The following is a 25,667-nucleotide window of genomic DNA, read 5'->3' as shown; positions in this document are numbered from 1 at the left end:
AGCAAGCTCCGTTCGGGACAGCCTGCCGCCTCCGATCGGTCACCTATTGGTGGCAAGCCAACACACGTAGCCGATACGGCCAATTGTCGAACACCCCAGTAGGGCCGAGCCGCGGGAATAACCCGCCGCTCTGCCAGGAAGACTTGAATATGAACGCTGCCACCGCCGCTCTGCCCGTTTCGAACCTGAACAGCGCCAATGAGGCCCTGACCCAGCGCCTGCCCAGCTCCCTTGAGCTCAAGCACCAGCTACCCCTCAGCCCGTTCCTCAATGAACAGATTCACGCCCATCGCAACGCCGTGCGCGCCATCCTTAATGGCGAAGACTCACGCTTGCTGGTGATTGTCGGCCCGTGCTCGATCCACGACCCGGAATCGGCCATGGAATACGCGCGCAACCTGAAGAAGCTGGCGCTTGAAGTCAGCGACCAGATGCTGCTGGTGATCCGCGCCTACGTCGAAAAACCGCGCACCACCATCGGCTGGAAAGGCCTGGCCTACGACCCGCACCTGGATGGCAGCGATGACATGGCCGCAGGCCTGACCCTGTCCCGCCAACTGATGCGTGAAATGCTGCGCCTGGGCCTGCCGGTCGCCACCGAGCTGCTGCAACCCATGGCCGCCGGCTACTTCGATGACCTGCTCAGTTGGGTCGCGATTGGCGCGCGCACCACCGAATCGCAAATCCACCGTGAAATGGCCAGCGGCCTGGGCATGCCCGTGGGCTTCAAGAACGGCACTGACGGCGGCGTCGCCATTGCCTGCGACGCGATGCGCTCGGCGTCGCACCCGCACCGCCACTTCGGCGTCGACAGCCAGGGCCATCCGGCGATCATCCAGACGCCCGGCAACCCCGACACCCATCTGGTGCTGCGCGGCGGTCACCGTGGGCCGAACTACGACGCGCAGAGCGTGGCGCTGGTGAAGCAAGATTTGGCCAAATCCAAAGTAGCGGCGCGGATCATGGTCGATTGCAGCCACGCCAACAGCGGCAAAGACCCGCTGCGCCAGCCGGCGGTGTTCAATGAGGTGCTGGAGCAGCGCTTGCAGGGCGATACGTCGCTGATCGGCATGATGCTCGAAAGCCACTTGTTCGAAGGTTGCCAGCCGCTGAGCGCATCGATGAAATACGGTGTTTCGGTGACGGATGGTTGCCTGGGCTGGGACGGCACCGAGCAGCTGTTGCGCAGCGCGGCGCAGCGGTTGCGCGAGCAACGCTGAGCCATCAGGCATGTGAAGATCAACATGTGGGAGCTGGCTCGCCTGCGATTGCGGTATATCCGCTACAGCTATCGCAGGCAAGCCAGCTCCCACAGTTGAACGTCGTTGAATTTAAGGTAAGGGATACAGCGCCTCATCAAACTGCTCAAGTTTCGGAAACACCAAGGGCTGTTCATCTGCCAGCCCTTGCAGCCGCTGCTCATACGCCACCAGAAAATCCTGCCGCGCCTCAGCGCTGATGTACGGCACGTGCCAGGCCACAAACGGCGCCAACACCTCGAACCCTATATACGCCAACGTCCCGCGCAAAATCGGTCGCAGCATATCTTCCAGCGGCCCATGAATTGCGCCCTCGCCGAACATATGTTCGCGCCCGCCAAGGGTCACCGTGACCAGCGCCCGCTTGCCCGCCAGCCCCCCCTGATCGTAAAACCGCTTACCGCCGTAACACACGCCCGACACCAGCACCCGGTCGATCCAGCCCTTGAGCATCGCCGGTGCCGAGAACCAGAAAATCGGGAAGTTGAGGATCAGCAAATCGGCCCAGAGCAACTTGTCCAGCTCGCCCTGAATATCCGCCGCGATCGACTGCTTTTTCACGCCCAGCCGCTGCTCCAGCGCATACACCAGATAGTCAGGATTCTCTCGCGTTGAAAAGTCCGCCGCCGACGCCACCGGATTCCACTGCATGGCATACAAATCACTCACCTGTACGTCGTGGCCCTGGCCCTTCAGCGTGGCAACCGCCTGGTCGCGCAAGGCGGCGGTAAACGACTGGGGTTCAGGATGGGCGTGAACAATCAAAACCTTCATGGCAGTTCCCTCAAAAACAATTCGGTAAGCCTTACAGGTCAACAGGCACAGGCGTGTTTCAGCTCGATCAAGGTCACGCCGTTGCGTCTGAAACCGTTGCGCAGGTCTGTCTGTAATTCATCGAGGTTTTTTGGCTGGTTTACCGTGCAGCCGAACGCCTGGGCAAACAGCGCGAAATCCGGGTTGCGCGGCAGTACGCCGATGGGTTCGATGTCCAGGCTGAGCATGTCGTCGCGAATTTGCCCCAGGGCATCGTTGTTCCACAGCAGAACCACCAGCGGGCTGTCGAGTTCTTCGACAGCCGTCGCCAGCTCCTGAGCGGTGTAAAGAAAACCGCCATCGCCCACCAGCACCAGCCCCGGCCGTTGCGGGGCGCCGAGCTTGGCGCCGATACCGGCCGGCAAGCCGTAGCCCAACGTGCCGAAGCCCGTGGGGTGCAGCCAACTGCGCGGCGCGCGGCTCTGGTAGGCGTAGTTGCCGGTGTAAGCCAATTGGGTCATGTCGCTGCTGATGAAGGCGTTGGCGGGCAGTTCGGCCTCAATGCGCTGGAGAATGGCATGGTGGAGGGACTGCAACGGGCCGTGCCCCAGCTCAACGGCCTGACGCAATTGCGCGACGTTTTTGATCGCCGCGTCGGGGCTGCGCGGTGTCGTCGGCAGGCGCTCCAGCAAGGCCAATAGCGTCGGGTTCGCATCACCGCGCAGCGCCACGGCACAGGGGTAAAAATCATTGAATTTGCGCGGGTCGATATCCACCCGCAGCAGCTCACCGGTGATCGGCAGGCGCTCGCGCCAGTAGTCGGTGTCGGCCATTTCCGTGCCGACGGCCAACACCACGTCGGCCTGGCTGATCAGTTGCCAGCCGGGCCCGACGCACAGCGTCGAACCTGCGTTCAACGGATCATCTATTGGCAGCAAACCCTTGCCTGCCACGCTGGTAAAAAACGGCGCGGCCAGCCGCGTGCTCAGGTGCTGCAACGCTTCGCCCGCGTCCAGCGCACCGCCACCGGCAATGATCATCGGGCGTTTGGCGGCGCAGAGTTTGGCGGCGGCCTGCTCCAACGCCTCGGCTGACGGCAAGCCGCGCCCCGGACGGCGCACCACGTCGTTGCTCCAGTCGCTTGTGATCGGCGCGGCCAGCACGTCCAGCGGCACCGAGATATGCACCGGGCGGGGCCGCTCGCTGTCGAACACCGCATAGGCGCGGGCGATCAGTTCAGGCAAATCCTCGGCACGCAATGCCACCGCCGAAAACGCGGTAATCGGCGCCGTGATCGCGCGCTGGTCCCGGGTCTCATGCAGGCTGCCCCAGCCCTTGCCGAGACTGGCGGTGCTGTTGAGGCTGGAGATCACCAGCATCGGAATGGAATCGGCATACGCCTGGCCAATGGCAGTCGCGGCATTGGTCACGCCAGGCCCGGTGATTACAAAACACACGCCCGGCTTGCCGCTGACCCGCGCATAGCCGTCGGCCATAAAACCGGCGCCCTGCTCGTGGCGCGTCAGCACATGGCGAATGCCGCTGCCGGGCAAGCCGCGATACAGCTCCAGAGTGTGCACGCCGGGAATACCGAACACCGTGTCCACGCCATAGTTGGCCAGCAAGCGCACCAGGGCCTGGCCGCCGGTCAGGGTTTTATCGTGCATGGTTTTCTCCTAGACGAATCATTGCATCGACCGCCGTGGCGCCGTGTGCAGTGACCAGTAACGGGTTCACATCCAGTTCCAGCAACTGCCCGGCATGGGCGCAGGCGTAGTCGGCCACCGCGCGAATGGCGGCGACCAGCGCGTCCATATCGGCCACCTCACGCCCGCGAAAGCCTTGCAGCAAGGCCGCGCTGCGCAGGCTGAACAAGGCGTGGCGGATGGCAGCGTCGGTGGTCGGCAGCAACAGGCAGCGGCTGTCCTTGAGCAGTTCAACAAAGATGCCGCCGGCGCCGATGACCAGCGCCAGGCCGAAATCATTCTCGCGCTTGATGCCCACGATCAACTCGGCAAGTGGCGGCGCGGCCATGGACTCCAGCAGCAATTGGTCGAAGACAACCCCTGGCGCATACGCGGCGATTCGCCGGCGCATGTGCTCAAGCGCGGCGATCAGGGCAAAATCGTCCTTGAGGTTCAACGCCACGGCGCCCGCTTCGGTTTTGTGCGGTAAATCGGTGCTGACCGCCTTGAGTACCAACGGGTAGCCCAACACCTTGGCATCCACGATGGCCCGGCCCGGCGTGCTCAACACAGCGGCCGGCGTATTGAGGCCGAACGCGCGCAGGGCTTGTTTGGACGCCCATTCATCCAGGGCCAGGCCTTGCCCTTCAAGGGGCTGCGGGCAGAGCGGTTCAAGCCTCGACTCGCCCCGCTCCAGCAACTCGCGTCGGTTATTTTGATAATCGGCAATCCGGCCCCAGGCGGCGAGTGCGTCCTCCACGCCTTGCAGCGCGGCAATGCCGTGGGCATGCAGACGCTCACGGGCGTGCACCGGCAACAATTCGGGAAAGGCTGAGGTCACAAAACCGGTCTTGCCATGGCGGCTGAGCGCATCGCAAAACAGCTCAAGCAGCAGGTCGCACTCCTTGCGCTCGCCGGTGAACTGCGCCGGGTAATCCAGCACAAGCATGGCGGCATCGGCGTCGGAACGCAGGGCCGTATCAAGCATGCTCTGGAGCGCCTCGCGGTCGCCCCAGATGGCGGTGGTGAAGTCCAGCGGGTTGACCAGGTTGGCATAACCCGGCAGCACGGTGGCCAGTTCACCGCGCTGGTCTTCGGCGAGCATGGGCAGGGCCAGGTGGTTGCGTTCGGCGTAGTCGGCGATCAACCCGGCATCACCGCCCGAACACGCCAGTGCGATAAGGCTGTTGCCTTTGGGTAGAGTGCCGCACGCGGCCGCCTTGAGGGTTTCGACAAAACTCACTGGCCCGCTGACACGGATCACGCCCAGCCGTGCAAACAGGCTGTCGTACAGGGCATCGGAGCCAGACAACGAACTGGTATGGCTAAGCGCGAGTTGCGCGCCGATCTGCGAGACGCCGGTTTTCAACGCGATAATCGGGATGCCCTTCTCCAGCGCCTTGTGCGCCGCGCGGGCAAACCCCGGCACATTCTTCAAGCCTTCCAGGTGCAGGCCGATGGCGGTGACGCGCGGCTCATCAAGCAACACGTCCATCAACTCGGCCACGCCCAGCTGCGCCTGGTTGCCGACCGAGGCCATGTAGGCCACCGGCAACGAGCGGTCGCTCATCGACAGGTTGTAGGCAAAATTGCCACTTTGTGTGAGCACCGCCACGCCCTTCTCTACCGGCTTGCCGCCATGGGCCACCGGCCACAACGCCGAGCGGTGCACGTAGTCGAGCAGGCCGTAGCAATTGGGGCCGAGCAAGGCCATATCGCCCGCTGCCGCCAGCAATTGCTGTTGCAACGCGGCACCGCTGGCGCCGGTTTCGGCAAAGCCCGAGGCGTAGCAAATCGCGCCGCCCGTGCCGATGGCGGCAAGCTCGGCGACGCACGTCACTGTCAGCTCACGGTTGGTGGCGATGAAAACTGCATCCGGGCCGCAGGGTAAATCAGCCACGCGGCGCACACAGGGGATGCCGTCGAGGCTGTCATGCTGAGGGTTGACCAGCCACATTTGGCCGTCAAAGCCCCCTTCAGCGCAGCGTTTGAGCGCACGGGCCATGCTTCGGCCGCCGACAAAAGCCAGGTGCCGGGGCGCCAGCAGGCGCTTGAGATTGTCGCGAATAGCCTGGGACATAAGCGTTCTCCGCGCGATCAGCGCAACAGCGGCCGCAACAGTTCACGGGCGATGATATGGCGCTGGATTTCCGAGGTGCCTTCCCAGATCCGTTCGATCCGTGCGTTACGCCAGATTCGCGCCACCGGCCCTTCGTCCATCAAGCCCATGCCACCGAAAATCTGCACGGCTTCGTCGGCGACTTTGCCCAGGGTTTCACTGGCAAACAGCTTGGCCATGCCCGCCTCGCCGTCGGTCATGCTGCCCTGGTCCATCTTCCAGGCGGTGTGCAAGGTCAACAGTTCGGCGGCGCAGATTTGCGTGGCCATGTCGGCGAGCTTGAAACTCACGCCTTGATAGGTGCCGATGGGCTGGCCGAACTGCTTGCGGTCCGCCGCCCATTGCAGCGACACCTCCAGCGCGCGCTGGGCTTGGCCGACGCAATTGGCGGCGACCATTACGCGGCCGGCGGTGAGCCAGGCATTCGCCACTTCCCAGCCTTTGCCGACTTCGCCCAGCACCTTGGACGCGGGCACGCGGCAATCGTCGAAGAACATTTCGTAGGTGTGATAGCCGCGGTTGCTCACGCACTTGGGACCACGGCGAATGGTCATGCCGGGGGTGCCGCGATCGACCAGGAACGACGTCACCGCATTGCGCTGGCGGCCGTTATGTTCGTAGGTGTCGGTGACGGCAAACACGATGGCGAAATCGGCGCTGCCGGCGTGGCTGATAAAGTGCTTGCTGCCGTTGATCACGAAGTCATCGCTGCTGCGCACGGCACGGGTTTTGATCGCGTTGGCGTCGGAACCGGCACCCGGCTCGGTCAGGGCAAAACAGTCGATTTTCTCGCCACGGACGCAGGGCAACAGGTAGTCCTCAATCTGCGCGCCGGTGCAGGCCATCAGGATCTTCGACGGGCGCGCAACAAACACATGCAGCGCCCAAGAGACCTTTGACAATTCACGCTCAATCAGCGCCTGGGACAGGTAATCCAGGCCGCCACCGCCCACGTCTTCCGGCATGTTGAAGGCATAGAAACCGGCGGCGATCGCCTTGTCACGGATCTGCGCAGCCAGTTCCGGCGAGACTTCATCGGCACGGTCCACGGCGTCCTCGTGAGGCAACAACTCCCTGGCAACAAAACTGCGAACCGCGTCCACCAACATGTCTTGTTCTTGGCTGAGTTGGAAATTCATGGTGCCACCTGCGCGTTGTTTTTATTGGCCGGAGAAGATCGGGGGGCGTTTTTCCGTGGATGCGCGCAAAGCCTCGGCGCCATCTGCGCTGCGGCCGCACAACAGGCCGGCGGCGAGTTCCGCTTGCAGTTGTTCGGGAAGGCTGCGGGCCGCGCCTTCACGAATCAGGATTTTGGTTTGGGTGAAGGCGAATGTAGGGCCGTTGGCCAGGCGGGCGGCCAACTCGGCGGTGTGGGCGTGCAGGTGGTCGTCGGCGACCACCTCACCCACCAGCCCGGCGGCGACGGCGCGGTCGGCGCTCCACAGTTCATCAAGGAACAGCAGGCGCTTGGCCTGTTCGGTGCCGATCAAGCGCGGCAAGTGCCAGCTGGCACCGGCATCCGGCGAGTACGCCATGCCGGTGTAACCTGCCTTGAAACGGGCCGATTGCGCGGCGATGCGCAAGTCGCAGCACAGCGTCAGGTCCATCCCGGCGCCGACAGCGGTGCCGTTGATCGCAGCAATGGTGGGTTTGTCGAGCGTGTGCAGGCGGGTCATCAGCGCATGGGCGGTTTCGGTCCAGCCGTAGGTTTCCAGGGCGCCACGGGCCTCGGCGTCGGCCCACTCAGCCAGGTCGGCACCGGCACAGAAGGTGCGCCCGCTGGCGGTCAACACCACCACGCGCACGGCAGCGTCGGCGTTGAAAGCATCGAGCAAGCTATGCAGGTGCTTGAGGGTCGGGATGTCCAGCGCGTTGCGTTGCGGCCCCCGGTTGAGGGTGATCCAGGCAACGCCTGCTTGCACTTGGGTGAGCACGGGCGAATCGGTGGTCATGGCGTCCTCGAATTATTTTAGTTGGCCTGAGGGGTGCGACATTGCGAGATACTAAACGAGTGTTCAGTAAGGTGGCAATCGGCAAACTGCAAATAGTTTCGGCAGGGGAAAAATCGTTTGTATAGAACCCTCAGGGCTTGAGGTGGTAACGCTGGCGACCGCCGTTTGGCAGCCCGTCGACCCAGGCTTCGCAGATTTGAATGCCCTGCTGCGGGGTAAACGTGCCCGGGTTGAGCCCCGACTCCAGCCACAGCCCGTCAAGCAAGGCGCTCAAGCCAATGGCGGCGAGGTCGGCATCAAAATGCTCCCAGCCCTCCTCCCTGGCCATGTCGGTCAGCGCCGAACGCATGATGGTGCGGTACTCGCCGTAAGAGTGTTCGTGGGCCTGATTAATCGCCGGCGCCGTCTTGACCGCGCCCCAGAACACCAGCCAGGCATCCAGCAACTGCGGGTCGAGCAATTCGGCAGAGAACGAACCACGGAACAACGCCGACAGCCGCTCCCGCGGCTCGGGCGGCGCATTTGCCATCGTCTCGCGCAGCAGGCTCATGACCTGGCCTGTGATCGAGCGATAGGCCTCAGCCACCAGCTCATCCTTGCCTGAATAGTGGTGGCTGATCAGCCCCACCGACACTCCGGCCTCAGCGCTGATCTTGCGGATCGACGCGCCCTGAAAGCCATCCCGCTTGAGGCACGTCAGGGTCGCCTGGACCAGGTTGGCCTTGCGCAATTGCGGGTCCATCCGCGAAAAACGGGATTCCTGGGTCATGGGGCGATTTCCTGCGGTTGAGTCGGCTGCACGACTCTACATCAGTCGCGATACCCCGGCGACTGTCGTTCCGGCATTCGCCGCAAGGCTTTCCAGAGCCGGTCGAGGCTCCTGGGGCGACTACCCACCGACGTTGTAGGCCGCTGGCGCAAATGGAGACGTTTCCTACGGGAACTGGCGATAGAGGCGCGGCGGCCATTAGTGGTGAGAGGAGGAACGGCTTGCTATAAAAATGGCTGGTTCTTTTCGAAGTGGTCGCCATGAAAGTACTGCATTTGCTGTTTGGGAAGCCGACTCAGAATGATTGGGAGCGGGTGAAAGCCGTCAAGTCCTATAAAACCTGGAAGATCTATGACTGCGGTATAGGCGTCGACGCCGTGGAGGTCGCGGAGTCAGAGAATTACCAGGAGGCGACACGTCAGGCCCGTAACGTAGAGGTCGACGACTCATGGGCTTGCTGATCATCGTGCCGTTACTGGTGAGTGGCTACATGGTCTGCATCAAGCACCCATATTTCTCCAATCGGCTGCATCGGTTTCAGGGGCAACTGCTCTACCTGCAGGTTGCGAGACTGGGCATGGTTTGCCTGATCGTCGCGACGATTTTGAGTGCTGTGACACTTGCACTGTCAAAGCAGAATATCCAGCTCGCAGGGCACGCAATCGCGACTGACTACAGCACCTATCTGGGCTCGCTGTTGGTACAACTCGACATTGCCAATGAGAAAAACTGCGCACTGTGGGTGTTTCTAATACAGGTGGGACTCACCGCCATGCTACTCCCGGTGTGCTGGGCAAACCTCTACATGAGCTTGAAAAAGCAGTTGCTGACATTGGAGTCGGACGAGCAGTTCCACTATCTGCTATCGCTGGATGTTCTTGAAGGTAACCCCCTCAGGATTTTACTGCGGGAGTCGATAGAGCAGCGAGTTGCATGTATGTTCAGCCTGAGTGACCGCAAGGTATATGTCGGTATTGTGGTGTTCGTCGGCGCACCGACTGAATCCGAGGGAATTGATCACGCGTTTTCCCTGCTCCCCATCCTCAGCGGCTACCGGGACAAGGACACCCTTGAGGTCACATTTACGACCAGTTACTCCGATACAAACGTGCCGCAGCCCATTCTGCTGATCCAGGAAAACATCGTCTCTGCCACGCGCTTCGACTTCAACACGTGGCGTACTTTCCAGTCCCGCAAAAACACTAAAGCGCGACAGGGCCACGTCTATCCACATCGCCCCGCGCGCTCCATGAAAGCGTCACGCGCCTGCGCATGAGGCGCCGTGGCTTTTTTTAACGCAACCACACTCGTGACTTTTGGTAAAAAGTCCTTTTCGGGTTCGACGGTTTTTCCGAAGGAACGACGGGCGGATACTCGACTCCATTGTTCACACACCCTTCAGGAGTTACTGATGTCCACCCCCATCCAAAACGTCCCGGCCTTTGGCCTTGGTACCTTCCGCCTAAAAGGCCAGGTGGTGATCGACTCCGTGAGCACCGGCCTGGAGCTGGGCTACCGCGTCATCGACACCGCACAAATTTATGAGAACGAAGCCGACGTCGGCCAGGCCATCGCCGACAGCGGCGTCCCCCGCGACGAGCTGTTTATCACCAGCAAGATCTGGGTCTCCAACTTTGCCGAAGGCCAGTTGATTCCAAGCCTCAAAGAGAGCCTGCGCAAACTGCAGACCGACTACCTGGACCTGACCCTGATCCACTGGCCATCGCCGGAAGACCAAGTGCCCGTGGCAGAATTCATGGGTCAACTGCTGGAAGCCAAGCGCCAGGGCCTGACGCGCCAGATCGGCATTTCCAACTTTACGATCGACCTGATGAAGCAGGCCATTGCCGCCGTGGGCGCCGAGAATATCGCCACCAACCAGGTGGAACTGCACCCCTACCTGCGCAACCAGAAAGTAGCGGATTTCGCCACGGCCAATGGCATCCAGATCACCTCGTACATGACCCTGGCCTACGGCGAAGTACTCAAAGACCCGGTGATCCAGCAGATCGCCGAACGCCATCAAGCCACCGCGGCGCAAGTCACCCTGGCCTGGGCCATGCAGCTGGGCTATGCAGTGATCCCGTCGTCCACCAAACGCGCCAACCTGGAAAGCAACCTCAAGGCCCAGCAACTGACCTTGAGCGCTGACGACATGGCAAAAATCGCAGGCCTGGAGCGCGGCCATCGCTTGACCAGCCCCAAGGGCATTGCCCCGAATTGGGACTAAACCCCGGCCGCCGGCATGCGGGATAACGCCCGCAGCCACGGCACTACCCGCAGGCCTCTGGTGGGTTCGGGTGGGTCGATCATGGCCATAAAGTGTTCGAGGTTGACGCTGTCCGGCACACCGGGCAGCCGTACCCGCACCGCCGACGCTGTGTCGGCAGGTGCGCCCGGTTCCAGAGGGTCGTAGACAAACATGTGGCGCACCTGAGGCAGCGACTCACCGCTGTCGGGCGCCAACCCCGAATTGATGATCAGCAGGTCAAATGGCTCGGCCGGGATGGCGGTGAGAATCTGCACTTCTTCGAAGGTTTGCACCGGGACAAGCCGGTGATACCCCAATCGATTCAGTAGTGTTTCGATGTGCCGTCGTTGCAGGTGCTGGTCATCGGCAATCAGGATGGTCAGTGCTTTGTTCGGCATGGCAAACCCCTGGGCAGGCTGTGCTCGTCGGTGAGCGAGGCCCATTCTCCAGACATATCCCGAAGACAAAATCAGTCTTTTTCCCGCTTTACGTAGGAAATATCCCAAACCCGTCCAATAGCCTTAAACGCCATCAACGCTGATTGCAAAAAGCACTCAGCCCGGCGTGTAACGCTTCAAGCGCTTTGCCAACTGCCTCGACTGCCGAGGGCAACGCGGTGGAATCCTGCCGCTCGCATACCCCCTCCAGTGCCTCGCAACTGGCGATTAATGCGTTGGCTTTGACCATTCGCGCACCGCCCTTGACTCGGTGTGCAAGGTCGTGAAGCGCGTGAAACTGGCCCTTGAAAGCCTGCGATGACAGCAGCGCGCGGTCCGCTACCAGGCTTTCGAGCAGCGTCAGCAAAAGCGCCGTGAGCGCGGCATGATCGTCGTCCGTCAGCGTCATCAGCGCACTCAAATCAAACGCCGGCGCCATTTCAGCAGGCGATGGGCTGGCGGTAAGCGAGGCCAGTGCCGACCGCAAATCGTCAAGCCCAGCGGGTTTGAACAGGCAACCATCCATGCCCGATTGTCGACAGCGCTCGGCTTCCTCGGGTTGTGCATTCGCGGTAAACCCCAGCAGCAGGCACGGAATCAGGCCTTGTACGCGCTCCAGCTCACGGATGCGACGCGCCAAAGCGTGGCCATCCATGAAGGGCATATTCAGATCAGTAATCACCACATCAGGATGGCCGGTTTTCCACTGTTCAAAACCTTTGGCACCGTCTTCGGCCGTGGTGACTTGATGCCCCAGATGGTTCAGTTGACGCGCCAACAGCATGCGGTTGGCCGGGTAATCATCCACCACCAGAGCGACTAACGCACGGGTCTGCGGAGCAGGCGCGGCAGCGGCTGACGCCTCAACCGGCAGCGCGTCGGTCCTGGCCAATGCCAACCCTACATCGACCCGCGTCCCTTTACCGAGCACGCTGCTCAACTGCAACGTGCCGCCCATCATTTCACACAGGTTTCGGCTGATCACCAACCCCAACCCCGAACCGCTGCGCGCCGATTGCTCGTTATTGCTGCCCTGGATAAACAGGTTGAACAGGCGTTTCTGGTCTTGGGCGCTGATGCCCCTGCCGCTGTCTTCCACGGATAATTCCAGGTTCAAATGGCTGGCGTCGGAGGACGGCGAACTGCGCCCAACCAGTAACACGTGGCCCTGGGAGGTAAACTTGATGGCATTGCTCAGCAGGTTGGACACCACCTGCTTGAACCTCAAGGGGTCGATCAGCACCGGGTAATCGATGGTTGGGGCAAGCTCCACCTGCAACGCCAGGCCTTTTTCCCGCGCCAGCCCTTCGAATACCCGCGCCACTGACGTCAGCAATTCATGCAGGTTGGCAGGTTGCAGGGTGAGCGACAGATGGCCGGACTCGATCCGGGCGATATCCAGAATGTCGCCGATCAACTCAAGCATGCTGCGCGAGGCAACCGACGCCACCTCCAGCGCATCGCGATCGGAGAGACTCAGGCTGGAATTTTCGAGGACCAGTTCGAGCATTCCGTTGACCGCGTTTATCGGCGTGCGGATCTCGTGGCTCATGGTCGCCAGAAACGTGGTCTTGGCGCGGTTGGCAGCGTCGGCTTCGTCCTTGGCTTCCTGCAACTGGCCCAATAGCTGCTGCCGCTCGCTGACGTCCACCCAGCCGCCAATAAGGCCCACCACCTGCTCATCGCCGTCTCGGTACGGCAGCATCCAATGGTAAATAGTCAACACCGTGCCGCCGGGTATCTTGAGTATCCGGTCATGGATCAGCGGCTCCCCGAGGTCCATCAGCCGCAGGTAGTCCTCGTGAAAAGACCGCGCCTGGGGGGTGTTACCGGTATCGGTTTCAACCACCGTCTTACCGATCACCTCTTCCAGCCTGAAGCCAAACACGGCCAGGTAAGCGCTGTTGCACGCCATTAACCTGCCCTGGCGGTCGCGCACATAAATCGGGTGGGGCGTGTCATCAATCAAGACACGCATAAAGCGCATCTGGTCGCTCAACGCGCGTTCGGCCTGGGAACGTTTGCGTATCAGCCCGCGCAGGTAAATCGCCCAGCCCAGGGTCATCAGCAGCAACAGTGCCACCAGGCCGAACCCTTGAATAATCGCCGTGCGATGGCGCAGCCAATGGTCTTCGGTGACCACGTCCGTGCGCCATGGGCTGATCAACTCTTCCATTTCCTGAGGCGGAATACTCAGCAGCGCCTTGTCCAGAATTGAATACAGCTCCAGCTGGCCCCGGTTGACGCCAAACGTCATACGCGCGGGTTCAGAGCCGACCGTACTGCTCACCCGCAAGGCGTCGCGGTACTGAAGCGCGATCAGGTAGCGCGCGTTGACCAGGGAATTGATGGCGCCCTCCGCGTCGCCGCTGGCCACCAGCGCCATGGCATGTGTGGGGTTCCTGGCCTCTACAAAGTGGATGCCGGGGTAATCGCGGTTGATGACCTCACGCAGCGCATTACCATGGGTCAGCGCGAGACGCTTGCCGACCATGTCTTCCAGGGTCGTGGTCACGGCGTCGCCATTGCGGGTAATCAGCACAAGCGGAGTGGTCAGGTAGGGCCGGGTAAAACGCACCTGGTCAGAGCCCTCGATGCTGGGCGTCACTACCGCCATCATGTCCGCCCGGCCTGCGCTGACCGCGTCGATCTGCTCAAGCATTGATCCGCCCGCCACCACATCGAACTTTAACCCGGTACGCAAGCTGATCCGGGACAACACATCGGCGCTCAAGCCCTCCTGTTGCCCTTGTGCAGTAAAGGATGCCAGCGGCAGCATCTGGTCGGACGCGACCACCCTGACCCGCGAGTGCTTTTCCAGCCAGCGCTGCTCACTGGTGCTCAAGTGCAGCCGTTCGGCACCCAGCAGCCCCAGATTGCCACCGCTCCACCGGCGCAATACTTCCATCTGCTGATCCGCCGGGATCGCTCTGAGCGCGGTATTGATGATGCGCAGCAACCGGGTGTTTTCACGAGAAACGGCAAAGGCAAAGGCGTTCGACTCCAGCGCGGAGAAGTCCGACATGCTCACGTTGTTGAGGTGGTTGCGGCTGATCTGGTAGTTGGCGGTGATGGCGTCTCCGAGGTACACATCGGCCTTGCGAAACGCAACGGCGCCAATGGCTTCGAATATCGACGGAAACAACTGAATCTGCGCCTTGGGGTAGAAGGCTTTAACCACGTCGGGCTGCATATAGTGATAAAGCATCGCCACGCGCTTACCGGCCAAATCCTCCGTCAGGGACTGGCTGTCGCCGGCTCGGGTGACCAGCACCGGTTGATCATTGGCGTAGGATCGCGACAGCACCAGGTCTGTATCACCGGCTTCAAAACCGTTGGCAGAGCCGAGGAAGTCGATCGCACCGCTCTTGAGCGCCTCGATCACCTCGTCACGGGTATCGTAACGCCGAACCTCGATGGTGACGTTCAGGGCCTCGGCGAGCAACCGCGCGAAATCGGCGGTGATGCCTTCAATTTCGTCTTTGTTGTTGCTCAGCTCGAACGGCCCGTAATCGGGAGAGGACGCCCCCATCGTTAACGTGCGCCGCTCGCGCAACCAGTTCCAGTCAGCGTCCCTGAGCTCGACGGTTTGGCCGTTAAACCGGGAGTGCCCCAGCAACATCAGCGTCTGCGGCTCATCAACCGCCAGTGTCGTCGAGGGCGACAGGCTTATCAGCAGGGTGATGATGAGCCGTCGAACCGAGACAAGGTTCATTGGGCGTTAAATCAGGCCGTTACGCTTGGCGAACGCCGCCATGTGCACCACAGAATCGATGTTCAATTTCTCCTTGAGTCGCGTCCTGTAGGTGCTGACGGTTTTGTGGCTCAGCAGCATATTGGTGGCGATTTCGTTATTGCCCAAACCCAGGGCAAGCATGATCAATACCGCCAGTTCGCGGTCTGAAAGCGATTCCACCAGCATTTTTTCCGTGGCCTCCAGGTCGTCACGGCGCACGGAGCTGGTCGGCAAACTGGGAAAACAACTGTAGTTGGACATCACGGCCTTGATCGCCTTTTGCAGCTCGTCCAACTCGCCAGTCTTGGCCACAAACCCCATGGCGCCAGCGCGCATGCAGCGTGCGGAAAAGAAATCCGCACGGTATGACGTCAGGACCAAAATCTTGCACGGCAAGCCCAGCGCCTTGACGCGGCTTATCACTTCCAGCCCGTCGAGCTTGGGGAGTGACAAGTCGAGAAGGATAAGATCCGGACGCCCCAATCTCGCCATCTGCACGGCATCTGCACCATTTCCCGCTTCCGCTATTTCAGTAAAACCTTCTAGTTTGAGTAGATGTTTTACCGTGGCGCGGATAAACGGATGGTCGTCGACTATTAACGCTTTATTCATAAAACCCACCTGAGAGGATCAATACCCTTACACATCACACCGAGCACAGGTACCTGTAAGAAATGACAGTGCCGACCAGCGGTACTGCCCTCACTCACGCCAATAGTCAGGCTGTGCGGGGTCCCTTCGATTGAAAACATGTCGCACGTACAGCCAAACCGGTACCGCCGGCTAGCTGGAAGCGCGCAACATTAGCAACGAAACGACGTTTCGCCCGAAGGGATAATCCCGACTTGATGTAAGACTTTTCCTCACGATGTATAACCAATCCAGCGTCTCAACTCGCATTAAGCGCATAGCCTAATCAGTGGTGCTCGGGCTCCAGAATGCCTGCACCACCAGGCTGGAGGTGGAGATACGCGCCACCAGCGCGTCCAGTTCGTCGCCGTCCACCGAGGTTGCCGCCAGCGTGGCTTCGATTTCCACCTCTTCGCTGCCAAACGGCCGAACGTCGACGTCGCTGGCCGGGTAGTTGCAGCGTGCCAGTTCGGCTTCCAGCAACACCATGACCGCCTGTTGCTGGCTGCGCCGGGCGATGACATACAAAATGTTGGTCACCTCGGCCGACACCACATCCATCGGCTGGCGGTTGATGTTATTGACGATCGGCCGCAGCAGGGTATTGGCCGCCAGCACAAACAGCGTGCCCAGCAACGCCTCAAGGATCAGGTCGGCACCAGCGCAAGCGCCTACTGCGGCCGAAGCCCAGAGGGTGGCGGCGGTGTTGAGCCCCCGCACATTGCCTTCTTCGCGCATGATCACACCGGCACCCAAAAAACCGATGCCCGAAACCACGTACGCGACCACCCGCACCGCGCCCTCCGCGCCGCCGAGGCGGTTGGCCATGTCGACAAAAATCGCCGCGCCCACCGCCACCAGCACGTTGGTGCGCAAACCCGCCGTGCGCTGGCGGTACTGGCGCTCGAAACCGATCAAGCCGCCCAGGACAAACGCCGCCGTCAGGCTGACTACGGTATCCACGAGGGAGTTGAGGTTGATGTTGTCGATTGCTTGCATGAAAAATCTCCTCTGATGCAGCGGCGGAGTCATTTCGCCGTTGAACACTGCGCGAGCCCGCTTTACCGCAAGGGCGGTAAACCTGGCACCCAGCAAGGAAACCTTCGTGCAGGTACGACCGTCTGCACCGCGCCGGTTTTAAGCGCGCAGCCAGCCAGGCCCGCCCAGCCAAAAAGGCAGGCGCGTTCGCAGCAGCCTGGATCAATCCAGGTGCCTGATCAGTGTCGAAGAAAGGGGATTCGGGCAGGTGCCAGGACTGGCCGCTGCCGGGATGCCGCTTCTCGCTTTTTGAGGCGAGACAACGGCATCGGAAAAATGCGCGTTACCTTGCCAAGTAGGTGCCGATTACTGGAACCGGCCGACAACTGTCACTCGAACAAGTACCCACTGAGGGTCTCCGCTATTGATGAAAACGCGCGGAGTTTACGCGCCGATGACAGGCGAGTAAACCGCAGGAAAATTTACCGGGATGATTCTTCAGGGTGGGTTCAGAAACTGGCGATTAACTGTGGGAGCTGGCTTGCCTGCGATGGCGGAGTGTCAGGCAACATCTTTATCACTGATTGACCGCCATCGCAGGCAAGCCAGCTCCCACACGGGCTCGAACGACTAATCGACAATCCTGATTTTCACGTGCGCGCCGTCAGGCAAATCCTTTATCTCCAGCGCCAGGTCGCCGCTGAACCGGACCTGCTCGACATGATCAATCCGACGCACATTGCCGATGGCGTACTCGCCACCCAGCACGGGTGAAATAACCAAATGGTAGACCTGCCCAGGCTCCAAAGGCCCAAGCACATCCTCAGCCTGCTCCACCATCGGTTGCAGGTACCAGTCCTGCAAAAATGTCTGGTCCCTGGACAGCTCATCCAAGGCTTCACGCGTTTGGGCAATCACCTCGCACGAAAGCCCCTCAGGGCACAGTCGCCAATAACGCCCCTGTGCATCCTTGATCATCAAATTGCCAAATGCTGTAGACCCGACAACTTCAACGGGATCAATGCCGACCCAGCCCCAGCTGTCGCGTATCGCTTGAACCATGTCCATGCAGCCTCCTTGCGCAAAAAATCTCAATCATCGCGAGTGAGTACTTCCAGCAGCTCAATCTCAAAACGCAAATGGCTGTTGGGTTTGATATGCGCGCCCATCGAACGCTCGCCGTACGCCAAATGCGCTGGCACATACAGCGTACGCACGCCGCCCACCTGCATACCCATGAGGCCTTGATCCCACCCTTTGATCACACGCCCGGTGCCGATCACACACTGGAAGGGTTTGCCACGTTCCCAGGACGAATCGAACACCGTGCCGTCTTCCAGGGTGCCGGTGTATTGCGTGGTGATCAGCGCGCCCTTGACCACGGCTTTGCCGTCGCCCACGCGGATATCGGTAACCTGGAGTTCGTCGGTGCTCATGGCAGCTCTCGTTGAATGCGCAAAGGCTCTGGTTTTCCCAGAATCGGGTGGGTTTGGCAAGTGTAGGAACAGTCTGGCTGGCGACATTTCCCTTTAACTTGCAGGACGTTTCCGAGAGAATCCCAACCGCTTGCGCCGCTCATTTTCCATGGCTAGTCTGCGTCGGTCACTGCCACTTCAGTGATTCGGGGTTTGGTAGACCACGAGTGATTAGGCGCAAGGCGCCCCCTTCTGCAAGGCGCTTTTTTTCGGCCCTGCGTTATGGTGGCCGTGCGTAGGGCACCTTCGGGTGCACCGGGTCCTAATCACCGGTCTACCAATCTGCGTACGGTCACCACCCTAAAAGTCGTTTGGTAGCGATGGTGGTGACATTCCAACTTTGGTTAGGAGTTAAATCATGGACAAACTTGTCCCCGCACCACCCGCTTCAGAACCTCCATTTTTCACCACTTCACAAGACTTAAGCTTCGAAGACGCCCTGGCCCACGCCAGCAGCGTGCTGCGCTGTGCCGCCGTGGCGGCGCAGACGGCAAGCCATCAACTGGAAGGCGATCCGCGCACCCTGGTCATCTCGGTATTGCACCTGGTGGACATGGCCAGCGTGATGGTCGATCGGTCGCTGGAGTGCATGCAGCCACCTGCATAGCTCCCCACGCACCACCCACCCCTGTGGCGAGCGGGCTTGCCCCGCGTTGGGCTGCGAAGCGGCCCCAATCAATGAGGAATGCGGTGTGTCAGGCAGGCCTCTGTGGCTGGTTTTGGGGCTGCTGCGCAGCCCAACGCGGGGCAAGCCCGCTCGCCACACAAGCCTGCTCAGCAACATAAGCCTGCTGGCCACATGCCCTAGAGCCAATGCCAGAACCGGCTCCAGAACCCTCGCCCCAAATCATCCTTGCACCCGGCATATTGCGCCGCATACATCTGCGAACGTGCCTGCACCTTGCTCGCCACCGGCGGCAGCCAGGCTTTGGCAGCATAGGTGCGCTGGCGATAGCCGCCCCAGCCTTCGTGGTAGTTCAGGTATTGGCCGTAAGCGTCGTATTTGTAGACGCCGTTGATGGTGTAAGTCTTGTCCATGTACCAGCCAACAAAATCGATGGCATCGTCGAAGTCCTGGCGGCTGGCGCCGGTGCGGCCGGTGCTTTTCTGGTAGTCCTTCCACACTTCATCCTTGGCCTGCGCGTAGCCGGCGGCGGTAGACACACGGCCCCAAGGGATGATCCACAGCAGGTACTTGCGCGGGGTCAAGGCGTTCTGACGGAAGCCCGATTCCTGATACATGATGGCGAACGGCACCTGAATCGGCACGCCCCAACGCTTTTGCGTGACCTTGGCGGCGTCGTACCAGTCGTCCTTTTCACGGAAGATGCCGCAGATGTCATTCGGCGTGCGTGGCGGCGAGGTGCCGCACGCCGCCAGCAAGGAGGTGAGTACTAACAGTCCGACGGCTTTGCCTGCGCTCAAGGGGCACCTTTGCGTGATTCGCGTAAAAGGCCGCTATTTTACGCATTCATTCAGGCAGATAGGTTATCGGGTTCGCTACAACCAGTGCTTATCAGGGAATTTGAAGTGTCAGAAGCGGCGCCCTTCAACTGAAGAAACCGGATCAACTGTGGGAGCTGGCTTGCCTGCGATGGCTTCACTGCGGTGTCACTGAAAGATCGCCCTGCCCACATCGCCAAGACTGCCAGTGCAGGGTCGACCCCTGACACTAGCAGGCTTGAAGGCAGTAAAAAGCAGCGTCCCTGCTGCCATCCTGTTTACGCCAAAGGCACGCGACGGCTGGTCAGCGCGAAGCGGCCGACGAAGAAGCTCAAGGCTACGCCCAGCAGCAACATGGCCAAGGTGCTCCAGGCCGCGCGGGAGAGCTGTTTGGCAGCGACTTCAGCGGCTTCACGGGCTTTTTGTTCGGCCTGCTGTTTCAGCTCATCAACCTTCTGCATGGCTTGTTCGTAAGCCTTGGCATAGTTGTCGACGATCTGCGTGGCTTCTTCTTTGCTCTTGCCAGTGCGGGCAGCCACGATGTTGACCAGCGCGTCTTTATCGGCAGCATTCAGCGCCGGTTCACCGGAGGCTTTAACGCGCTCAAACCACTGCTTCAACTGGTCGCTTGCCTGGGCAGGGTTGGTGGCTGCGTCGGTAGCCGTTTGCTTGCCATCGGCTGCAGCCTGGTCGGTTTTCTGCTCGACGTTGGCCGGGTCCAGTTCAGGCTTGCCGCTTTGCTTGAGCAAGGTATCGAGTTCGCCCTGCAGGCTGTTCCAATCCAGCTGGATGCCCTGCTCATTCAGTTGCTGCTTGACGCTGTCGCCAATGCCTGGCGCTGCCGCTGCGATGCCGCTACCGGCTGCCGACAGGCCTTTGCCCACCACATTGCCAGCCGTCCCCACAACGCTTGCGGCCAGCCCGGCCAGCAGCCAGGTGGTGAGCAAGGTGGTCAGCGTCCAGGTCAGTACGCCGTGCAGGCCGCCACGGTCCGGCGCGGTACGCCCGGCCACGAACGCACCCAGGGCAATCGATACCAGCGTGGAGACAAACAGCCAGATTCCGGCGCCTGTGCCGAAACCGCTGAGCGGGTTGCCGGCCTTCATCGGGTCGACCGCGCTGGCACCAATGGCAGTGCCCAGCACACTCAGCACCAGGTAGGTCACCAGAGCAATTGCACTACCGGCCAATACCGAGCTCCATGACACACGAAACAGCGAGCGATTAGTTTCATAGACAGTGGTCATACAAAGGTCCTTCAAAAGTTTATAGGAGCAAGGCAAAGTGCCTTGATGGTGTGAGTGTGGCGAAACGACATCTGTTCAGTCGTGGCGCAAATGCACCAGATCGTCTGGTGCATTCGCACTCCCTGCTCATCACATTCTCTGCACTATCCTGAAGCGCGGATGTCGATGTTTTCATGCGCTTTTTATTCGGGAGAAATCATGAGCCAGTCCGTCCTCACCACAGAAACCAACCGCCGCCAGTTGCAGCAGATCATCTCGGGGCTATCCGACGGGGTGATTCTGGCCGAGGTCGACCAGACGATTTTGTGGGCCAATGAAGCGGCGCTGACCATGCATGGGGTCGAGGCGGTCATGGCACTGGGTGCGAATACCCGGGAATACGCCGAACGTTTTGCACTGCGTTACCGCAACAATCACCCCGTGCAGCTGGACAGCTACCCTCTTGCGCGTGCAGCGGCGGGCGAAGAATTCAGCGATGTGGTTGTGGAAGTCACGCCCGCAAGCGACCAGGACCGAACCTGGGTGCACCGGCTGCGCAGCCTGGTGATCACGGATTCTCGCGGCGAGCCGGAATTACTCGTGCTGATCCTCAGCGACGCTACCGAATGGGCCAGCGCCGAGCAGCGCTTCGAAAAAACCTTCAACGCCAACCCGGCGCCGGCCGTCATCTGCCGCCTCAGCGACCTGCGCTACATCAAGGTCAACCAGGGCTTCCTTGAAATGACCGGGTATAACCGCGATCAGGTGATCGGTAAATCCGTCTACGAACTGGACGTACTGGAACAGGCCGAACGCAAGGACCTGGCCATCCAGCGCCTGGGCGAAGGCGGGACCATTCCGCAGATGCAGGCCGAGCTGAAACTGCCCGATGGCGGCAGCAAGCTGGTGATCGTTGCCGGCCAGCCGCTGGACATGAACGCCGAAGATTGCATGCTGTTTTCGTTCATGGATCTGGAGCCACGGCGCAAGGCCGAGATCGCCCTGCGTCAGAGTGAGGAGCGCTTCGCCAAGTCGTTCCGCCTGACGCCAGTGCCGACCCTGGTGTGCGGTGCCGCCAACCGCCAGGTGGTGGACATCAACGATGCCTTCATGAATCTCACCGGCTATACCAGCGAAGAGCTGATCGGCAAATCCATCGAAGACATCGACTTTATCGACAGCGCCCAGGCGCGCGCGCAGATGTTCGCCAGCCTGGAAAAAGCCGGCAACCTCGACGGTCAGGACCTCAAGGTGCGCAAAAGAGGCAATGAAGTGATCGACTGCGTGGTGTCTGCCGACACCGTCACCCTGGAGGGCGTGCCCTGCTACCTGATGGTGATGATGAATATCACCGAACGTAAACGCTCGGAGCTGGAGTTAGTGTCGGCCATTGAGGAGGTCATGCAGGACGCTTCGTGGTTCAGCCAAACCCTGATCGAGAAGCTCGCCAACGCCAAGAGTGTTAACAGCGCTAACCTGCCAAACGTGTCCTTCACCGACCTCACTGCCCGGGAACGCGATGTATTGGGCTTGATTTGCGAGGGCCTGGCCGACAAGGAGATCGCTTCGCGCCTGAAACTGGCGCCCAACACCGTGCGTAACCACGTGGCCACGGTGTACTCCAAGCTGGGGGTGCACAGCCGCAGCGCCGCCATCGTGTGGGCCCGTGAACGCGGGCTGTTTGCCGGTGAGTTGCGCGTAAAAAACAAGCCTTGAAAGTGCAAATGCACTAGTGCGACTAGTGCGAATTCGCCTTATTGCGGCGCGGGTCAATCACTAACCTTTAAGGCATCGAATTGATGCCCTGAAGGAACCCGCATGTTTACCGTCTCTCAACTGCGCAACTGCATCGAAGAAGGCCTGTCGCCGCTGACCTGCGAATTTACCTTGTGCCGGGATGCATCGCTCACGCTTAAGGTGTTCGACGCCGAGACCGGCCGGGTCGACCTGGTGGTCACCGGCATCAGCACCAACCGGCTGCAGACCCCGCAAGATGTAGAAAAAATGGTCGAAGAGCTGCGCTACGAGCTGCAGAGCAACAACGTGGGCAAGCTCACGCTGGATGATTTGCCTTTAGCGACAAACTCATAAGCCAGAACATCCCGCCCTGACGCAAAACGCCCCTGGCCTGTAAAACAGGTTGTAGGCTGGCCATCTCCAGCACCCACCACAGCACGCGGGTGGACAGCGCAACGCCAACCAACCCCAGCATGAACCTACCCTGGCCGGTGACCCGCCACTGGCTCACCTGCACCAGCACCGTGGTCAGCAAAGCTGCTGACAACGGTGCTGGTGCAGGGCAAAAAGCCCATCACTTCTTGACGGGCGTGATCTCAAGAATGGTGCCATTGGTGGTCTTGAGCAGCACGTACCGGTCGCCAACCCGCGCCCATTGGCTGTCGTCTTCAGGCGCTTTGAGGCCGTGTTTTTTCCAGTCACTGACAGCCGATTCCTTACGCATCAGCATATCCGGGGCGCGGTCACCTTCCTTGAGGTCGCGGCTGTTGATGTTTGAAGGCTTCACGGTTTCCTGAGGCGTATCACCGGCTTGCACGACAAAACTGGCGGTGGAGAGGCTGGCGGCAACCAGCAGGCAAGCTGCGAGGGATCTGGATTTCATGGGTGCTCCTTAATTAATGACGCGTACCCAGGTTCCGACCGCAGGCGCGCGAAATCATTCAGCCTGCTAACCTTGCGCCAGCCTATTCTCGAGTCCGACAACAATGAAAACGGTCCTGACCCGAACCAAGCTTATCGCCAGCAGCCTCGTGGTTGCGTCCGTGATCGGCGGCGCAGCGTATTACCTGATCGACCGGCAGATGGTCACAGACCTGGTGGGCGGGGCCGAGTACAGCGAAGACCAGTTGAATGAGGGCGATGTTGCAGACCTCCATACACTCACATTGCCCGAAGCTAAAAAGCGCCTGAACTACCTGGTGCTTGATGCCCGTGACAGCATCAACCAGATTGCAATGATGGAAAGCCTGCGGCTGGAAATTTCCCCGGCGTCAAAAACCGACAAGGCCGCCACCGAACAAAAAGAGCTGCGCTATGACGAGCCATTCGTGCCCTTCCCTGCCGCCGAACTGAACACCGCGCTGGAAGCGCTCAACACGCAAACACCTGCGTTTGATCAGGTGTTCTTTGACCGCCAGTCCGGGCTGAAGCTGGACGTGGAACCGATCCGCGCAGTGCTCAAGCGCGGCGCCCTGCCAGACCAGCGCCAGGAAGAACGCTATGCGGTACAGACCGTGTATTGGCGCGATGGCACGCAACAACCGTTTGCCGCCGCGGGGGTTGAAAACGCTGAAAGCGAAGACACTACCCAAGCCGAGCTCAAGACCAATAAACCGGTGGAGCGTGTCAGTGTCGCCCTCACTTATCAGTCTTACCCAGCCTTCAGGAAAATCGTGCTGGACCCGGCCCACCCCAAAGCCTCCGGCGCAGAGGGCGATACCTATCAACTGACCGCCCTGGCGGACGGCCGCGCCTCCCTGCTGTTGGCCACGCCGAACCACAAAACCTTCGTGATCCAGGGCCTGACCGCCGACGGCAAAACCCTCTACAGCGGCGGCAGCAGTTCCAATTCCTCGCCCACCGCCGAGCAAAAAGCCAACCTGCGCAGCTACTACGACGAACTGCTGCGCATGCAAGCGCAGTTTTCCAGCTACCAGACCAGTGCCGCGCTGCAGGAGCACCTCGAACACTTCGCCAAAAGCCTGCCGAACACCGCCAGCGCCCTGACCAACGTGCACGCCACTTACCACTTCGAAGACACCCCGGCGAGCATCGTGATTTACCTGCTCGACCCCGCGCAAACGCAGACCCTGACGCTTGAGATGCACAACAACGTACCGGCCCAGGCTCGCTACATCGCCTACGACAACGCCACGCAAAAAAGCGGCTTTATCGACAACAAGGGTCAGTGGGTGGTGCAGCCGCGCTTCGAGCGCATCGAGTACACCCAGATGCCGGACGTGTACCACATGCAGGTCGGCAGCACAGACCAGAAAGACGGTTGGAGTGAACTGCACTTCAAGTACTTCGCCTTTACCCCTGGCGCGAATGTGCTCAAACAATTGCCGTTCGACATCATCGAAAAGCCGATCAATGCGGACTTGATGATCGTCGAACGCGAAACCAATGGCCCCTACGGCGTGTACGACGTGAAGAAGCAACAGGTCGTGGTGCCGATGAAATACGTCAACGTGGCGGTGGTGGGCGACCTGTTCGTTGCCCGGCCGGGGCTGAAAACCTACGAGCGCGAAGCCGATTACGGCGTGTGGAGCCTGGCCGGCAAGGAATTGCTGGCGCCGCGTTTTTCCAGCATTGAAGTAATCGGCGACTACCTCTACACCACCTCGGGAAGAGACCAGCAGAGAGACGTCTACACCCTGAAACTGCAAAGGCTCAACCCGCCAGGCTCAACCGCCGTTGGCGCGTTCATCCAGGGCCAGCCGCAACTGGTACAAGACCGTAAAACCCAAAGATTCAGCCTGATCAACCCCCAAGGCAAAACCCTGCCCATCAACCTGCCCTACGACGAAGTCGAGCCCTTCTCCAACGGCATGGCCGTGGTAAAAAAAGGCGACCGCTACGGCGCCGTCGACACCGAAGGCAAGCTGCGTGTGCCGCTCAAATACACCACCCTCAACGCCTTCCAGAAAAACCTCGCCTCGGCGCAGATGGAAGGCGTCGAGGGCCTGGTGCTGATTGACCGCAACAGCGCCGTGGTAAAAAAACTCGGCTCGTACACCACCTATAACATTCCGGCCAACAGCAATGACGCCAGGTACAGCATCTGGGATGCGAACGAAGAAAACCGCGTCAATGTGTTTGATGCCGATGGCGTGCAGGTGGACAGCTACGAACGCGAATAGGCACAGGCTGTGCCGCCAATAACCTCAACAGGCGCAGATCCGTTATCATCGCGTTCTTTTACGAACAGATAAGG

General features: G+C 60.5%; 23 protein-coding genes. 8 read left to right on the top strand and 15 right to left on the bottom strand.

The window, feature by feature from the left end:
• Positions 1-149 precede the first annotated feature (149 nt).
• A complete protein-coding gene (locus tag ACP7A2_RS15910) occupies positions 150-1,220 on the top strand; it encodes a 3-deoxy-7-phosphoheptulonate synthase (RefSeq protein WP_426134979.1) in 1,071 nt (356 codons plus the stop codon).
• A gap of 111 nt (positions 1,221-1,331) precedes the next feature.
• Here ACP7A2_RS15910 and ACP7A2_RS15905 read toward each other — a convergent pair whose 3' ends face one another.
• The 6 genes from ACP7A2_RS15905 to ACP7A2_RS15880 all read right to left on the bottom strand — a co-directional run bounded on the left by ACP7A2_RS15905 (position 1,332) and on the right by ACP7A2_RS15880 (position 8,537).
• Positions 1,332-2,033: an NAD(P)H-dependent oxidoreductase gene (locus ACP7A2_RS15905; RefSeq protein ID WP_426134978.1), complete on the bottom strand. Its 702-nt coding sequence runs from the start codon at positions 2,031-2,033 to the stop codon at positions 1,332-1,334.
• 38 nt (positions 2,034-2,071) lie between these two features.
• Positions 2,072-3,679: a 5-guanidino-2-oxopentanoate decarboxylase gene (locus ACP7A2_RS15900; RefSeq protein ID WP_426134977.1), complete on the bottom strand. Its 1,608-nt coding sequence runs from the start codon at positions 3,677-3,679 to the stop codon at positions 2,072-2,074.
• Positions 3,669-5,777, bottom strand: a complete 2,109-nt coding sequence (locus ACP7A2_RS15895) for an acetate--CoA ligase family protein (protein ID WP_426134976.1) — start codon at positions 5,775-5,777, stop codon at positions 3,669-3,671. Before ACP7A2_RS15895 ends, ACP7A2_RS15900 begins: the two co-directional genes overlap by 11 nt.
• Positions 5,778-5,794: 17 nt before the next feature.
• Positions 5,795-6,955, bottom strand: a complete 1,161-nt coding sequence (locus ACP7A2_RS15890) for an acyl-CoA dehydrogenase family protein (RefSeq protein ID WP_426134975.1) — start codon at positions 6,953-6,955, stop codon at positions 5,795-5,797.
• A 21-nt stretch (positions 6,956-6,976) separates the two neighbouring features.
• The gene (locus ACP7A2_RS15885; protein WP_426134974.1) at positions 6,977-7,768 is read right to left on the bottom strand and encodes an enoyl-CoA hydratase/isomerase family protein; all 792 of its coding nucleotides are present in this window, start codon (positions 7,766-7,768) and stop codon (positions 6,977-6,979) included.
• Positions 7,769-7,898: 130 nt separating this feature from the next.
• Positions 7,899-8,537, bottom strand: coding sequence for a TetR family transcriptional regulator C-terminal domain-containing protein (locus tag ACP7A2_RS15880; protein WP_426134973.1), 639 nt, complete (start codon positions 8,535-8,537; stop codon positions 7,899-7,901).
• Positions 8,538-8,797: 260 nt separating this feature from the next.
• On the opposite strand from ACP7A2_RS15880, the gene ACP7A2_RS15875 reads away from it, so the two are divergent.
• The 3 genes from ACP7A2_RS15875 (at position 8,798) to dkgB (ending at position 10,767) form a co-directional block, all read left to right on the top strand.
• The gene (locus ACP7A2_RS15875; RefSeq protein ID WP_426134972.1) at positions 8,798-8,998 is read left to right on the top strand and encodes a hypothetical protein; all 201 of its coding nucleotides are present in this window, start codon (positions 8,798-8,800) and stop codon (positions 8,996-8,998) included.
• A complete protein-coding gene (locus tag ACP7A2_RS15870) occupies positions 8,986-9,813 on the top strand; it encodes a hypothetical protein (RefSeq protein WP_426134971.1) in 828 nt (275 codons plus the stop codon). The genes ACP7A2_RS15875 and ACP7A2_RS15870 overlap by 13 nt, the downstream gene beginning before the upstream one ends.
• A 135-nt stretch (positions 9,814-9,948) precedes the next feature.
• The gene (gene dkgB / locus ACP7A2_RS15865; RefSeq protein WP_426134970.1) at positions 9,949-10,767 is read left to right on the top strand and encodes a 2,5-didehydrogluconate reductase DkgB; all 819 of its coding nucleotides are present in this window, start codon (positions 9,949-9,951) and stop codon (positions 10,765-10,767) included.
• Here the strand turns inward: dkgB and ACP7A2_RS15860 are convergent.
• From ACP7A2_RS15860 to ACP7A2_RS15835, 6 genes are all read right to left on the bottom strand, one after another.
• Complete coding sequence (locus tag ACP7A2_RS15860; protein ID WP_426134969.1) at positions 10,764-11,186, bottom strand: chemotaxis protein CheY; 423 nt, start codon at positions 11,184-11,186, stop codon at positions 10,764-10,766. The genes dkgB and ACP7A2_RS15860 overlap by 4 nt on opposite strands.
• A 133-nt stretch (positions 11,187-11,319) precedes the next feature.
• Complete coding sequence (locus tag ACP7A2_RS15855; protein ID WP_426134968.1) at positions 11,320-14,940, bottom strand: transporter substrate-binding domain-containing protein; 3,621 nt, start codon at positions 14,938-14,940, stop codon at positions 11,320-11,322.
• A 6-nt stretch (positions 14,941-14,946) separates the two neighbouring features.
• Positions 14,947-15,573: a response regulator gene (locus ACP7A2_RS15850; protein ID WP_426134967.1), complete on the bottom strand. Its 627-nt coding sequence runs from the start codon at positions 15,571-15,573 to the stop codon at positions 14,947-14,949.
• A 300-nt stretch (positions 15,574-15,873) separates the two neighbouring features.
• On the bottom strand, positions 15,874-16,590 hold the full coding sequence (locus tag ACP7A2_RS15845) for an MgtC/SapB family protein (protein ID WP_426134966.1): 717 nt from the start codon (positions 16,588-16,590) through the stop codon (positions 15,874-15,876).
• A gap of 609 nt (positions 16,591-17,199) precedes the next feature.
• Positions 17,200-17,637, bottom strand: a complete 438-nt coding sequence (locus ACP7A2_RS15840) for a T6SS immunity protein Tdi1 domain-containing protein (RefSeq protein ID WP_426134965.1) — start codon at positions 17,635-17,637, stop codon at positions 17,200-17,202.
• A gap of 23 nt (positions 17,638-17,660) precedes the next feature.
• Entirely contained in the window at positions 17,661-18,005 is a 345-nt protein-coding gene (locus ACP7A2_RS15835) for an FKBP-type peptidyl-prolyl cis-trans isomerase (RefSeq protein ID WP_426134964.1), read from the bottom strand.
• Positions 18,006-18,402: 397 nt separating this feature from the next.
• Here ACP7A2_RS15835 and ACP7A2_RS15830 point away from each other — a divergent pair, with 397 nt between their 5' ends.
• On the top strand, positions 18,403-18,651 hold the full coding sequence (locus ACP7A2_RS15830; protein WP_426134963.1) for a DUF6124 family protein: 249 nt from the start codon (positions 18,403-18,405) through the stop codon (positions 18,649-18,651).
• A 197-nt stretch (positions 18,652-18,848) separates the two neighbouring features.
• On the opposite strand, the gene ACP7A2_RS15825 is transcribed toward ACP7A2_RS15830, so the two are convergent.
• Positions 18,849-19,469, bottom strand: coding sequence for a transglycosylase SLT domain-containing protein (locus ACP7A2_RS15825; RefSeq protein ID WP_426134962.1), 621 nt, complete (start codon positions 19,467-19,469; stop codon positions 18,849-18,851).
• 296 nt (positions 19,470-19,765) lie between these two features.
• On the bottom strand, positions 19,766-20,734 hold the full coding sequence (locus ACP7A2_RS15820; protein ID WP_426134961.1) for a hypothetical protein: 969 nt from the start codon (positions 20,732-20,734) through the stop codon (positions 19,766-19,768).
• Between the two features lie 198 nt (positions 20,735-20,932).
• On the opposite strand from ACP7A2_RS15820, the gene ACP7A2_RS15815 reads away from it, so the two are divergent.
• Both ACP7A2_RS15815 and ACP7A2_RS15810 read left to right on the top strand, forming a co-directional pair.
• Positions 20,933-22,429, top strand: coding sequence for a PAS domain S-box protein (locus ACP7A2_RS15815; protein ID WP_426134960.1), 1,497 nt, complete (start codon positions 20,933-20,935; stop codon positions 22,427-22,429).
• Positions 22,430-22,531: 102 nt separating this feature from the next.
• Positions 22,532-22,804: a DUF1652 domain-containing protein gene (locus ACP7A2_RS15810; protein WP_426134959.1), complete on the top strand. Its 273-nt coding sequence runs from the start codon at positions 22,532-22,534 to the stop codon at positions 22,802-22,804.
• Positions 22,805-23,024: 220 nt separating this feature from the next.
• Here the strand turns inward: ACP7A2_RS15810 and ACP7A2_RS15805 are convergent, their stop codons facing one another.
• Complete coding sequence (locus ACP7A2_RS15805) at positions 23,025-23,333, bottom strand: RcnB family protein (RefSeq protein WP_426134958.1); 309 nt, start codon at positions 23,331-23,333, stop codon at positions 23,025-23,027.
• 103 nt (positions 23,334-23,436) lie between these two features.
• Between ACP7A2_RS15805 and ACP7A2_RS15800 the strand changes: the two genes are divergently transcribed.
• Positions 23,437-25,593, top strand: coding sequence for a WG repeat-containing protein (locus ACP7A2_RS15800; protein ID WP_426134957.1), 2,157 nt, complete (start codon positions 23,437-23,439; stop codon positions 25,591-25,593).
• Positions 25,594-25,667: the final 74 nt, after the last annotated feature.

This window comes from Pseudomonas sp. PWP3-1b2 (genome assembly GCF_049896045.1).
Lineage (GTDB): Bacteria > Pseudomonadota > Gammaproteobacteria > Pseudomonadales > Pseudomonadaceae > Aquipseudomonas > Aquipseudomonas antarctica_B.
This window is presented reverse-complemented; position numbering and strand designations above follow the sequence as displayed.